Raw genomic sequence first — 12368 nt, 5'->3', positions numbered from 1 at the left:
GAACTGGGCGAGCCCTTCCGCCGCGATGCGATGAAGAAGCCTGTGAGTGTTGCCGGTATTGACGCTGCAGACATGCAGGTTCAAGAACCGAGCTGACATTGAGCACTTTCTCTCCAAAGGTGTGGGCCGAACAGCAGTTCGGCCCGCTTGAGCATCTCGGACAGGGTATTGCGGTGTCGGCAGTCATCGGCATCTGCGCGCAATTCCTGTCCGAGCACTATGGGGCACCAGCGATGCTGATGGCCCTGTTGCTGGGCATCGCCTTCAACTTCCTGTCGGAAGAAGGGCGCTGTGCGGCGGGTATCGGCTTCACGGCGAAGACCGTGTTGCGCATGGGGGTAGCCTTGCTGGGTGCTCGAATCAGTGTCGAATTGCTGATTGGCCTGGGTTGGGAGTTGATACTTCTGGTCATCCTCGGTGTGGCGGCAACCATTGCCTTTGCTCTGTTGGGAGCTCGTGTACTGGGGCGTGGCTGGCGTTTCGCCTTGCTGACAGGCGGCTCTGTGGCAATCTGTGGTGCCTCGGCTGCCATGGCCATTGCAGCGGTTCTACCGAAAAACGAACATTCGGAACGTAATCTGCTCTTCACGGTACTGGGGGTGACGGTACTCAGCACCATTGCCATGATTGCCTATCCGATCATCGCTCAATCCTTCGGTCTGGATGATCGTGCCATTGGTGTCTTCCTCGGAGGAACCATTCACGATGTCGCGCAGGTTGTCGGTGCCGGTTTCTCGGTTTCCGAATCGGCTGGAGAAACTGCAACTCTGGTCAAGTTGATCCGGGTGAGCATGTTGGCCCCGGTAGTGCTGATCATGGCCTTGCTGTTTCGAAACATGGAAAGCGAGGGTGAGGATCCGGACAAGCCGGCCGCCAGGCCACCGCTGATTCCTGCATTTGTCGTGGCCTTTCTTGTTTTTGCGACTCTGAACTCGATTGGCCTGATTCCGGCGATGGTTTCCCAGTTTCTCGGTGACGTGTCTCGCTGGGCGCTGCTGATTGCCATTGCTGCCGTGGGAATGAAGTCCTCCTTGAAAACCATTTTCAATGTGGGAGGGCAGGCTATACTGCTGATCGTGGCCGAAACGATATTTCTCGGCGTATTCATATTGATAGGACTGGCATATCTTCAATGAGTATCATCGAATCCCTGATTGATCAGGCGCGTGGCAGCGATCAACGGATCGTCTTGTCGGAAGGGGAAGACCCGAGAATTGTCGAGGGTGCCGTGAGGGCGCTGGCCGATGATATTGCAATCCCTGTTCTACTGGGTAATGCGAGTCGTGTGGAGGTGCTGTTGAAGCAGTTCGGTGAATCGGCAGATCGGATTCAGATCATTGATCCAGCCACGTCGGACAAGACCGATGACTATGCACAGGCCTACCATGCATTGAGATCTCACAAGGGCATGGATGCCGCTACCGCCGGGAAGGACATGCAAGGCAATCCCCTGGTGTATGCCGCCATGATGGTTCGGCAGTCAGATGCAGATGCCACCATCGGAGGGGCGGTACACACCACCGGCGACACGGTTCGAGCTGCCTTGCAGATCATTGGCAAGGCAGAAGGCGTCAGCACTGTATCCAGCTTTTTTCTGATGCTGCTGGAACAGGCACATCACGGCGAGCCTCGGACTCTGTTGTTTGCCGATTGCGCACTGTTGGTGCAACCGACAGTGGAAGAATTGGCGCAGATCGCAGTGTCTTCTGCGCGATCCTGCAAGGCGCTGACCGGAAACGAGGCGCGGGTTGCCATGCTGTCGTTTTCAACGGCAGGAAGTGCACGGCATCCGCGTGTTGCCGAAGTGGCTGCTGCCACGGCTCGTGTTCGTGAACTGGCTCCGGAGTTGCTGGTCGATGGGGAATTGCAGTTCGATGCAGCCTTCGTGCCGCAGGTAGCTGCCAGCAAGGCGCCTGATTCACCCCTGGCAGGTGCAGCCAATGTTCTGGTATTTCCCAGTCTGGAGGCTGGCAATATCGGCTACAAGATCGCCCAGCGAATCGGTGGTGCCGATGCCATTGGTCCCATACTGCAGGGTCTGGCCAGGCCAGCCAATGATCTGTCCCGAGGTTGTTCGGCCGATGATGTCTACAAGCTGATGGCGGTGACCAGCGTTCAGGCCATGGCTGGCTGAGCGTCAGACAAATGTGATGCTGCCGTGCAAACGATGATGGGGTTGATCCCGATCACGTGGATCGCGGCAGCGTCACCTCAGTGTGGGGCCTGGTAACGAGGCTCCTCATAGCCCTTGACGGGAGGCTCGACCGGCTTGGGAAACGTCTGACGCTCGATCATGCGACGCACCTTCGGTGGCTCGGATCCCTGGTGCAAGGCGTGAAGCCGTTCGGATACCCCCGAGTCGGAGACAGTGCGACGCTGATTGTGGCGAATGTACTCCACCCAGGTTGCCACGTAGTACTTTTCCGTCCAGATATTGGGTGTTTCCAGGTCGCGAAGGAGTGACCAGCGGCGCGCGCCGTCGCGCAATCTGACGCGCCGACGTGCTGCCATGGCCTCCAGAAAGGCCGGGATATCGTCTTCGGCGATATCGAAATCCACGGTCACCATGATGGGGCCGGTGCGCTGTGTCAGCTGGACGGCCAGAGTCGGTTCGATGAACCTGTTCAGAGGATCGAGATTCAGACGATCGAATTCCGGCAAGGGCAATCGATAGCCGATCACGCTTCCCAGCACCAGAGTGCCAGCCGAGATCAGCAATGCCGTGTGCAGGCCATGCTGCTCGGCTACCAGTCCCCAGATCCAGCTGCCGGCTGCCATGCCTCCGGCGTTGGCCGTCATGTAGAAAGACAGGGCGCGCCCGACTACCCAGCGTGGCGTGGAAAGCTGCAGTGACACATTCAGCAAGGCATTGGTCGTGACCCAGCAGGCACCGCACACTAGCAGGGCCAGGGCGGCGAGGAGCATGTTGGGCGCGACTGACAGAAGCACAACCCCCAGCGCCATGCCTGCAAAAGTGGTGCGTACGATGGTCTCGTTGTTGAAGGCGGCACGTATTCTTGCATTGTTGAGAGCCCCGCCGACAGCACCCAGTCCGAATAGTCCCAGCAGAAAGCCATAAGTGGATGCACTGCCGTCCAGCATGTCTCTGGCCACCAGCGGCAGCAATGCCAGTACCGACACCCCGGTCACGCCAAACAGGAAGCCGCGCAGAATGATGCGCAACAGATTGGGGGACAGGCCGACGTAGCGAATGCCGGCGGCGGCTGCCTGCCCGAATCGCTCGCGTGGCAACGTGCGTTCGATGGGGGGGCGCGTCCACAGTGCCAGCGCCAGTATCATCGCCAGATAGCTGACAGCGTTGAGACTGAAGGCAGCGGTGGCGCCAGCAGCGACAATGATCAGTCCGCCCAGTGCCGGGCCGACACTGCGCATGAGGTTGAAGGACATGCCATTGGCCATGACTGCAGCCGGTACCTGCTCGCGCGGGACGATGTCTCCCACCGAGGCTTGCCAGGACGGGTTGTTGAGTGCGGTGCCGCAGCCGATGAGGAAAGTGAAGACCAGTAGTGACCAGGGTGTGAGCACACCGAAGAAGGTTGCCAGCGTCAGGCCAATCGACACGACCAGCATCAGCGTCTGTGCCACCATCATGATGCGACGTCTGTCGTAATTGTCTGCCAAAACGCCTGCTACCAGTGACAACGCCATGATGGGCAAGGTGGTGGAGGCGGTCACCAATGCCACCATGTGTTCCGAATCGGTCAGGGTCGTCATGGTCCAGCCGGCGGCGACTGCCTGCACCAGGCCTCCCAGGTTGGAGATCAGGGTGGCCATCCAGAGTGAACGGAATACCGGATTGCCGAAAGGTGCCAGCGCTGAAGGTTTGGCCGGAGGCGTATTGGCCGATTGTGCCAGGTGTTGTGAGTCAGCTTCCTTTTGCATGGCGTGCTGCTGAAAAGCTCCCGAGGTGATGACAAAGTGCCTGAGCCGGCACCAGCACTCTTACTCTAACAAGTCACAGACAAGTAATACAGTGCAGATTTTTCGCCCGGACCCTTGCCGACGAAAAACTCAGCGAACGAGGCACTCGAAATAGGTCAAGTGGCCATGCCAGTGCTGATGATGTCAGTTGGCGCGACGCCTTGATCGCGGAATCTCGCTATTCTGTTGTTCGATGAACTTGAGCAGTTCGGGGAATGCCGTGAGTTGTTCGACTTCGCGTTCCAGTGGGCCAAGGTGTTCGATCATGGCGGATTCGGCAGCATCCGGATCACCGGCACTGATACTGTCCACGATCTTTTGATGTGCTTTCAGTACGCGACTGCCGTGCCGTAGTTGGTATTCGCGTTTCAGATGGCGGATGCGGTAGACCTCGGACTGGGTGCGGCGAAGCACGTTCCAGACACCGGCGATTCCGGCTATGCGGAATATGGACTCGTGCAGTCGTTCGTCCAGCTGGAAGAACCTGGAGTAGTCATCATCCTTCAGTGCGTCCGTCTGCAATTCGATGATGTCGTTCAGGTTTTCATCGGACTGATAATTCGAGAACCTTTCCGCTGCACGTCGGGCAGAGCCGATTTCCAGCTGCAGACGAATGAAGCAGGCTTCAATGTAGGTGCTGATGCGTACCGGGGTTACATAGGTACCGCTCTTGGGCACGACATAAACCAGTCCGGCTTCCTCCAGGCGAATCAAGGCCTCGCGAACCGGTGTGCGACTTGCATTCAGGGCTTCTGACAATTCCTTTTCGGACAGGAGCTGGCCTGGAAGCAGGCGAGTGGTGGTAATCAGTTCCCAGAGTACCCGGTGAATCTGATTGACCATGCTCTCGTCCGAGCTCAGCGAAATGTCTTTGAACAATTCCGAAAACAGCTGGAAATTTGCTGATGATCTGGTTCTGGCCATTCCTTTTTGTCAGACGTATATGTCTATATTTACAGGGGTTTCAGCATAACAGAATAAGCAATACCTGATCGGATCAGGTATTGCTCTCAACTGTCAAGTCCGACACACGGCAATGTGTGTTCGCGTGTGCCGACTTGCGTCCTTGGTGTGCACCCGAAGGCTCTGGCCAACGGATGTCAGGTTTTCTCGGCCTCGGGTTGTGCCAGAGGTTTGCGGATGGCCAGAAAATAGACGAAGACCAGAGTCAGAACCAGGAAGAACAGGCTGTCGAGATTGGTCAGGAATGTCATCGGATTGCCTTGCGACAGGGTCAGCGAGCGACGCAGGAATTCCTCCAGATTGGGACCCAGGATGAATCCCAGCAGCAGGGTGATGACCGGAAAGCCGCGCTTGCGCAGGTGGTAGGCGAGAATGCCCATGGCCAGGGTCATCATCATCTGAAAAGTGGAGAAGGTGGCCACATAGCTGCCAACAACCGATAGCAGGCCGATGGCTGCGTACAGGACATCCTTGCGAATGGACACGATACGGATGAAGAATGGACCCAGCAGATACAGTGTCAGGGGGATGAGCACCACGGCACTGAACAGCAGCGCTGCCAGCATGGGAGCAATCAGTCCAGCCTGGTCTGACATCAGCTGTGGTCCCGGTTGTATTCCATTGATGACCAGTACCCCCAGAACGATGGCCGTGATGGGGTCGCCGGGAATGCCGAAGGTCAGCATCGGTACCAGCGCACCACCACAGACGGCATTGTTGGCGCTCTCTGCCGCTGCAATACCCTGAGGATTGCCCTTGCCGAAGCTCTGTGGTTCTCTGGATGTCCTGACTGTCTCGATGTAGGCCAGAAAACCGCCCATGGAACCACCGGCACCCGGCAAGGTGCCTACGGCATATCCGATGAGGCTGGAGCGTAGATAGCACGCCAGACCAACTTTCCTGATATCGGACAGCGGTGGCAGGAAATCCCGTCGCCGGACCTTGGGCATCGACTTGACCGCTTCGCGAAGATGCTGTGCCTGCCGTGCCAGATCGGTCTGCGTGAGAATCTCACTCACGGCAAAGGCACCGATGATCACGGGCATCAGTTCGATGCCGGAGGTCAGGTCCGCCAGTCCGAAGGTGAATCGGGTGACTGGTACCATGGTATCCAGACCGATGGTGGCGAGCATGAGACCCAGGCAGGCAGCCATGGCTCCCTTGACCACGTTGCCGCGTTGTGCGATCACGATGACGATCATGGCAAACAGCAACAGCGAGAACTTGCCGGTGGTCTTGACCAGCAGGGACAAGTCGGCGATGACCGGCGCCAGCAGAATCAGCAGCAAGGCGCCAACCGCACCACCGAACATGGAGGCGATGGCTGCATGACCCAGTGCCAGCGCGCCCTTGCCTTTCTGATGCATCGGGTAGCCGTCAAGCGCTGTCATCATGGATGAGGGGGCACCCGGAATATTGATGGTGATCGCCGTGATGCTGCCACCGCACATGCCTGCCATGTAGATGCTGGCGCAGGCCATCAGGGCGGTGGTGACATCGAGGCTGTAGGTCAGTGGCAGCAGAAGCGCCAGCGCCAGCGTGGCGGTCAACCCGGGGATGGCTGCGAATATGGTGCCTATCAGAAAACCGCAGACAACATAGGTCAGGGTAAGTGGGTCGAGCAGTTTGGAAAAGCTGAGCAGTACCAGTTCGATGAATTCCACGATCAGCTCCACAATCCGGGCAGGCGCACATTGAAGGCCTGTGTGAACAACAGATAGGCGCCCAGAGACGTGGCCAGAGCCATCAGGAATTTGGAGGGCAATCTTGTTCGATCTGAAAAGATCAGGATGATGGAAAGAACATAAGCGGTAGCCGAGAACACATAGCCGATCTGCTGAAATACAAGAATGAAAAAGGCTGTGGCTGCCGTGATCAACAGTACCCGGTATCGTGCGATACCCGCAGGCGAGTCAGATTCTTCATCATTGTTCGCCTCTCGTGCGGCTCGCCCTACGAGAATCAGGCTGAGCAGGACTGCCAGTGTTCCGAGAATCGACGGGAAGAAGGAGGGCGAGAGTCTGCCATCGACGATGGATGGACCCAGGCCCCTGGCAGTCACCAGGTAGCCGGTGGAGAAAATAAGCAAAAGAATGGGGAAAGCGGCCTTTTTCATACTCTGCATTGTCTGTCCCGTACTCGTCTGTCACAGGGTAAGAGGGAAGCGTCGCCGCCGGATGGCAGCGACGCTGATAACGAACCGGGCTCTACAGTCCCAGCTCGTCCATGACGCCGAAGGTCGTGGACTGCAGATTGTCTACCCAGCCCTGTACTTCGGATGCTCCCAGCCAGCTGGGTGTGACCCCGACCTTGGTGATCCAGGTCTGGAATTCCTCGCTGTCATAGGCGCTCTTGTAGATGGATTCCAGGCCGGCGATGACGTCATCCGGAGTCTTGGCTGGTGCTGCCAGCACGATGAAGCTGCCGGTTTCCAGCTCGATTCCCTTTTCACTGATGGGCGGAACATCCGGATAGGAGGGGTTCTGCTCGGAGGAGAGTTCGATCACACCCGTGACGTCACCGGATTCGATGATCCCGTTGAAGTCGCCCAGACTGGATATGGCGGCCACGATTTCTCCCGACAGCAAGGCTTCCGTTTCGGCGGCGGAAGAGCCGGGGTAGGCAATGACGTTGAATTCCACACCGGCAGCTTCCTGCAGTCGCTTGACGGCAAGGTAGGGTCCCGAGCCTTCTGGCGCGACGCCGATGCGGACTGTGCCGGGCTCGGCCTTCGCTGCCGCAATCAGTTCTTCATAGGTGGTGATGCCGGAACTCTTGGAAACCACAATGGCATCGGCTTCCTTGGTGATCCTGGCAATGTAGCGCATGTTGTCCAGCGAGTAGCCCGGCACCATCTGGCCGCGAGGCAGAGTGATGATGCTGTCGTAAGTCAGTGCGGCAATGGTGTGCCCATCGGGACGCGCCTTGCTCATCTGCATCAGACCGGTAGCGGTCACCGCCCCGCCGATGTTCTCGACGAATATGGACTTGTCGATGTCCTGTTCCGCAATGCTGTTGATCTTTCGCGAAATACCGTCAACGCCACCACCGGCAGGCCAGGGCACGATGTATCGGATATCTCGGGTGGGAAAGTCAGCAGCGATGGTGCTACCGGCGACGGCCATCAACATGGCTATCGTGCTCAGCTTGCGCAGCATGTTTTTCCTGATCATTGTTCGGTATTGCTCCTGTAGTGATCCTGTGAGGGTGGGTTCGGCATGCAGTGCATTGTCGAACCCTTGCCTGTCGTGCTTTTGAAGATTGCGATATCATGTATACTAGATTGCGCAAACAAGCATACCATTATAAAAATTCAGTGCAAGGTCTCTGAACTCTCAACCACGTTGCCCGATCACTCATTGCCAGGCGAGGATCAGGTAGCCCTGATGATCTGAACCCAGTTGAAGCTTATGAATACACTTTCCAGTGATACCCGGAACAAGTTGTCGGGAGTCAGCGCCGCTACCCTGTGTACCGCCCTGTACAAGCGCGGTCTGCGGAACCAGACACTGCAGGATGTGCATCCCTTGCGTGCGGGTCGTGGCAACATGATCGGGCCGGCCTATACGCTACGGTACATTCCGGCGCGCGAGGACCTGAATCAGCTGGAGGTCTTCCGAGATCCGGAACACCCTCAGCGTGTGGGTGTCGAAAAGTGCCCGGAAGGCTCGGTCATGATCATGGATAGCCGCAAGGATGCTCGAGCTGCTTCAGCCGGCAGCATTCTGGTGACGCGTCTGATGGTTCGCGGAGCGGCCGGCGTGGTCACGGATGGTGGTTTTCGAGACAGTGCCGAAATCGCCGATCTCGATATTCTGTCCTATCACCAGCGGCCTTCGTCTCCCACCAACCTGACATTGCATCAGGCGATTGATCTCGATGTGCCCATCGCTTGCGGTGATGTCGCGGTCTGGCCCGGAGATATCGTATTTGGTGATGATGAAGCCGTGGTGATCATTCCGGCCGGCATCGTTGACGAAGTTGCCGCAGAGGCTGTGGAAATGACCTGTTTCGAGGATTTCGTGACCGAGCGTGTTGCTGCCGGTGCCAGTATTCGTGGTTTGTATCCGGCCACGGACCCTGCCAATCTGGAGCTGTTCGCTGCCTGGCGAGCGGAAAACAATCGCTGAGTGCCGAGTGCCGAGTGCCGAGTGCCGAGTGCCGAGTGCCGAGTGCCGAGTGCCGAGTGCCGAGTGCCGAGTGCCGAGTGCTGAGTACCGAGTGCTGAGTAATAATCTCGATGGTCACGCACCGGGTGTGCGTGACCATCGACGTATCGGCTTGCCGGTATATTGCGTGGCTGTGATCCGCTAGAGTTCACCTGCGTAGTGGCACAGGACATCAGCACCATTGATGGTCTTGCGCTCGGGAGACTTGGACGTGCACAGCTCGGTAGCATGAGGACAGCGAGCGGAGAAGCGGCAACCGGTGGAGCTTGATGTTCCATCCTTGAGCTTGACGCGTCCGCGCTTCCGGTCTCTGGCGCGAGGGTCCGGAATGGGTACGGCGCTCAACAGGGCTCGGGTGTAGGGGTGACGGGGGTTGTTGAACAGTTCATCGGCGGTCGCCAGTTCGACAATCTGCCCCAGATACATGACGGCGATTCGGTCGCAGATGTGCTCAACGACCGCCAGGTCATGAGCAATGAAGACATAGGTCAGTTCGAACTGCTCCTGCAGATCCTGTAGCAGATTGAGGGTCTGCGCCTGGATCGACACGTCAAGAGCGGACACTGCTTCGTCGGCAATGATCAGCTCGGGTTGGGTGGCCAGCGCGCGGGCGATGCCCAGGCGTTGCCGTTGCCCACCGGAAAATGCGTTCGGATAGCGAAGCAGATATTCCGGCCGCAGGCCCACCCTTTCCAGCAGATCGGCCACGCGATCGGACAATGCCTTGCCGCTGAGATTTTCCGATTTGCGCAGGCACTGGCCGACAATGTCGAGCACTCTCAGGCGCGGGTTGAGGGAAGATTGCGGGTCCTGGAATACCATTCTCAGGTCACGCCAGACAGCTCGCAACTCCTGTGCATCACAGCTTGTCAGTTCGACTGTGCCACGACTCTTGCGATTGAAGGTGACCGTGCCGCTGGTCGGATCGAGAATGCGCATGATGCATCGACCCAGGGTTGTCTTGCCACTGCCGCTTTCACCGACGATGCCCAGCGTTTCTCCGCGGTAGACCTTGAAGCAGGCATCGTCGACCGCCTTCACCACGTCGACATTGCCTCCGAAGAATCCGCCACCGCTGACGAATTGCATGTTCAGGTTTTCGACTTGCAATATGGTATCAGTCATTGACTGTCTCCCTGGAATGCAGAAAACAGGCGACCTGTGAACCCTCATGTTCAACCAGAGCGGGTTGTTTCCTGTCGCATACAGAAGGCATGTAGCTGTCGCAACGGGTGCGGAAGGTACATCCCGATGGAGTGGCCAGGGGATGCGGCACCATGCCACGAATGGCGGGCAGGCGCTTTCTTCGGGCCGCTCCGATGCGCGGAACGGAGTCGAGCAAGGCTCGGGTATAGGGGTGCTGCGGGTTTTCGAAGATCGAATAGACATCGCTCTTCTCAACCACCTTGCCCATGTACATCACTGCCACATCTTCTGCCACCTCGGCGACCACTCCCAGATCGTGGGTTATCAGCATGACTCCCATCTCCAGCTCTTCCTTGAGCTCATCAATGAGATCCAGTATCTGTGCCTGAGTGGTCACGTCCAGCGCCGTGGTGGGTTCGTCGGCAATCAGCAGTCGTGGCCGACAGCTGAGTGCCATGGCGATCATGGCGCGTTGTCGCATGCCGCCAGAGAGTTCGAACGGGTAGGCATCGAGACGCTCGGCCGGTTTGGGGATACCCACCTTGTCCAGCAGTTCGATGGCTGTTTCGCGCGCCTCGGCCTTGGATATCTTCTGATGCAACAGGATGGTTTCGGTTATCTGCTTGCCGATGCGTGTGATCGGGCCCAGAGAGGACATCGGTTCCTGAAAGATCATCGCAATGTCGTTGCCACGAATCGAGCGCAATTCACGTGACCCGTGGCGGGCGGCTGCAAGGTCGACGGTGCGGCCGTCAGCCGAGCGATAGACAATGCTACCGTCGGTGATCCTGCCCGGAGCATCGACAATGCGCAGGATGGAACGGGCCAGTATCGATTTGCCGCAGCCGCTTTCTCCCAGAACACAGAGGGTGCGGTTGCTGTATATGTTCAGGTCAACCCCGTTGACAGCCTTGACAATGCCATCGTCGGTGAAGAACTGCGTCTTGAGTCCGGAAATCTCGAGCAAGGGCAGGCCCTCGGCCTTGCCGATGTCCGGTGCCATGGTATCAGTGGGCATGGGGGTCGGCTGCATCACGTAATCCGTCTCCTAGAAAGTTCAGTGCCAGTACCGCGGTGACAATCATTGACGCCGGGGCAATCAGAAGCCAGGGCGCTTCGATGATGGTGCGCACATTCTGTGCTTCCTTGAGCAGCGTGCCCCAGGACACCACCGGTGGTTGCAGGCCGACTCCCAGAAACGACAGGGAGGTTTCTGCCAGAATCATCAGAGGGACTGCAAGGGTCAGAGAAGCAATGATATGGCTGGAAAAGGAGGGCACCATGTGTTTCCTGATGACTTCCATATTGCTCAGTCCATCCAGTCTGGCGGCGATGATGAAATCCTCGTGGCGCAGTGACAGGAACTTGCCTCGTACCTCGCGCGCCAGACTTGTCCAGCCGATCATCGACACGATCAGCGTTACCACAAAGTAGGTCTTCAGGGGAGGCCAGTCCAGTGGTATGGCGGCAGCCAGCCCCATCCACAGTGGAATGGTGGGAATGGAACGTATGAATTCGATGAGTCGCTGAATCAGGTTGTCCACCCAGCCTCCAAGGAAACCGGATACACCTCCCAGAGTGACGCCGATGACCAGAGACACGATGACCCCGACCAGACCGATGGACATCGATACCCGGGTGCCGATGATGATGCGGCTCATGATGTCCCGGCCGAGCCGATCGGCTCCCATGAAGTAGACGGTATCGCGCGGATTGACCGGGCCGAAAAAGTGTACATCGGTCGAGAAAAGCCCCAGCACCTTGTACTCATAGCCTTTCACGAAGAATCCGAGCGGGATGATCTTGTCTTCATCCTCGGCGAAGACCCGACGCATGGCAACCTTGTCCACTTCCAGTTTCAGGCCTTTGGCATGTAGCTGGAATCTGGAAGACCCATCCTCCCCAGGGGCGAACAGGTGAATGCCCATGGGAGGGGCAAACGCCCTGCGGGTACTGGTCTTGTGGATGTCCGACGTCGTCAGGAACTCGCCGAAGATGGCCATCAGATAGATCAGTGCAACGATGTACAGGCTGATGTAGGCGACACGGTGGCGTTTGAATTTCCGCCAGGTCAGTGCCAGCGGGCTCAATAGCACCGGTGCCGAGACTTCATCTTCGGCTTGTAGTGTACTGGTCGTCGAGTTCATG

At 57.8% G+C, this 12368-nt stretch carries 11 protein-coding genes; 3 read left to right on the top strand and 8 right to left on the bottom strand.

The features are described from left to right. Positions 1-98 precede the first annotated feature (98 nt). A complete protein-coding gene (locus ACUNV4_RS29340) occupies positions 99-1136 on the top strand; it encodes a YeiH family protein (RefSeq protein ID WP_430882232.1) in 1038 nt (345 codons plus the stop codon). Next, a complete protein-coding gene (pta, locus tag ACUNV4_RS29335) occupies positions 1133-2134 on the top strand; it encodes a phosphate acetyltransferase (RefSeq protein WP_430882231.1) in 1002 nt (333 codons plus the stop codon). The genes ACUNV4_RS29340 and pta overlap by 4 nt, the downstream gene beginning before the upstream one ends. A 77-nt stretch (positions 2135-2211) precedes the next feature. Here the strand turns inward: pta and ACUNV4_RS29330 are convergent, their stop codons facing one another. The 5 genes from ACUNV4_RS29330 to ACUNV4_RS29310 all read right to left on the bottom strand — a co-directional run bounded on the left by ACUNV4_RS29330 (position 2212) and on the right by ACUNV4_RS29310 (position 8078). Next, positions 2212-3903: an MFS transporter gene (locus ACUNV4_RS29330; protein WP_430882230.1), complete on the bottom strand. Its 1692-nt coding sequence runs from the start codon at positions 3901-3903 to the stop codon at positions 2212-2214. Between the two features lie 183 nt (positions 3904-4086). After that, positions 4087-4785 carry a GntR family transcriptional regulator gene (locus ACUNV4_RS29325; RefSeq protein WP_430882229.1) on the bottom strand — a complete coding sequence of 233 codons (699 nt, stop codon included), beginning with the start codon at positions 4783-4785 and terminating at the stop codon, positions 4087-4089. Positions 4786-5042: 257 nt separating this feature from the next. Beyond that, positions 5043-6569, bottom strand: coding sequence for a tripartite tricarboxylate transporter permease (locus ACUNV4_RS29320; protein ID WP_430882228.1), 1527 nt, complete (start codon positions 6567-6569; stop codon positions 5043-5045). Positions 6570-6571: 2 nt separating this feature from the next. Continuing rightward, complete coding sequence (locus ACUNV4_RS29315) at positions 6572-7030, bottom strand: tripartite tricarboxylate transporter TctB family protein (protein WP_430882227.1); 459 nt, start codon at positions 7028-7030, stop codon at positions 6572-6574. A gap of 82 nt (positions 7031-7112) precedes the next feature. Beyond that, the gene (locus ACUNV4_RS29310; RefSeq protein WP_430882226.1) at positions 7113-8078 is read right to left on the bottom strand and encodes a Bug family tripartite tricarboxylate transporter substrate binding protein; all 966 of its coding nucleotides are present in this window, start codon (positions 8076-8078) and stop codon (positions 7113-7115) included. A 237-nt stretch (positions 8079-8315) separates the two neighbouring features. On the opposite strand from ACUNV4_RS29310, the gene ACUNV4_RS29305 reads away from it, so the two are divergent. Beyond that, positions 8316-9035, top strand: a complete 720-nt coding sequence (locus ACUNV4_RS29305) for a ribonuclease activity regulator RraA (RefSeq protein WP_430882225.1) — start codon at positions 8316-8318, stop codon at positions 9033-9035. Positions 9036-9215: 180 nt separating this feature from the next. Here ACUNV4_RS29305 and ACUNV4_RS29300 read toward each other — a convergent pair whose 3' ends face one another. The 3 genes from ACUNV4_RS29300 to ACUNV4_RS29290 are packed head-to-tail and all read right to left on the bottom strand — an operon-like array spanning position 9216 to position 12367. Continuing rightward, the gene (locus ACUNV4_RS29300; RefSeq protein WP_430882224.1) at positions 9216-10199 is read right to left on the bottom strand and encodes an ABC transporter ATP-binding protein; all 984 of its coding nucleotides are present in this window, start codon (positions 10197-10199) and stop codon (positions 9216-9218) included. Continuing rightward, positions 10192-11238 carry an ABC transporter ATP-binding protein gene (locus ACUNV4_RS29295; RefSeq protein ID WP_430882223.1) on the bottom strand — a complete coding sequence of 349 codons (1047 nt, stop codon included), beginning with the start codon at positions 11236-11238 and terminating at the stop codon, positions 10192-10194. The genes ACUNV4_RS29300 and ACUNV4_RS29295 overlap by 8 nt, the downstream gene beginning before the upstream one ends. Beyond that, positions 11228-12367 carry an ABC transporter permease gene (locus tag ACUNV4_RS29290; protein WP_430882222.1) on the bottom strand — a complete coding sequence of 380 codons (1140 nt, stop codon included), beginning with the start codon at positions 12365-12367 and terminating at the stop codon, positions 11228-11230. The genes ACUNV4_RS29295 and ACUNV4_RS29290 overlap by 11 nt, the downstream gene beginning before the upstream one ends. Position 12368: the final 1 nt, after the last annotated feature.

Source organism: Granulosicoccus sp. 3-233 (assembly GCF_052681095.1).
The sequence above is the reverse complement of the archived record's forward strand: the minus strand, read 5'-3'. Positions and strand labels throughout refer to the sequence as shown.

Bases quoted from the DNA above. Each gene is read 5' to 3' on its own strand.
- ACUNV4_RS29330 (WP_430882230.1), bottom strand. From the start codon at position 3,903: ATGCAAAAGGAAGCTGACTCACAACACCTGGCACAATCGGCCAATACG.
- ACUNV4_RS29300 (WP_430882224.1), bottom strand. From the start codon at position 10,199: ATGACTGATACCATATTGCAAGTCGAAAACCTGAACATGCAATTCGTC.
- pta (WP_430882231.1), top strand. From the start codon at position 1,133: ATGAGTATCATCGAATCCCTGATTGATCAGGCGCGTGGCAGCGATCAA.
- ACUNV4_RS29290 (WP_430882222.1), bottom strand. From the start codon at position 12,367: ATGAACTCGACGACCAGTACACTACAAGCCGAAGATGAAGTCTCGGCA.
- ACUNV4_RS29325 (WP_430882229.1), bottom strand. From the start codon at position 4,785: ATGGTCAATCAGATTCACCGGGTACTCTGGGAACTGATTACCACCACT.
- ACUNV4_RS29305 (WP_430882225.1), top strand. From the start codon at position 8,316: ATGAATACACTTTCCAGTGATACCCGGAACAAGTTGTCGGGAGTCAGC.
- ACUNV4_RS29310 (WP_430882226.1), bottom strand. From the start codon at position 8,078: ATGATCAGGAAAAACATGCTGCGCAAGCTGAGCACGATAGCCATGTTG.
- ACUNV4_RS29315 (WP_430882227.1), bottom strand. From the start codon at position 7,030: ATGCAGAGTATGAAAAAGGCCGCTTTCCCCATTCTTTTGCTTATTTTC.
- ACUNV4_RS29295 (WP_430882223.1), bottom strand. From the start codon at position 11,238: ATGCCCACTGATACCATGGCACCGGACATCGGCAAGGCCGAGGGCCTG.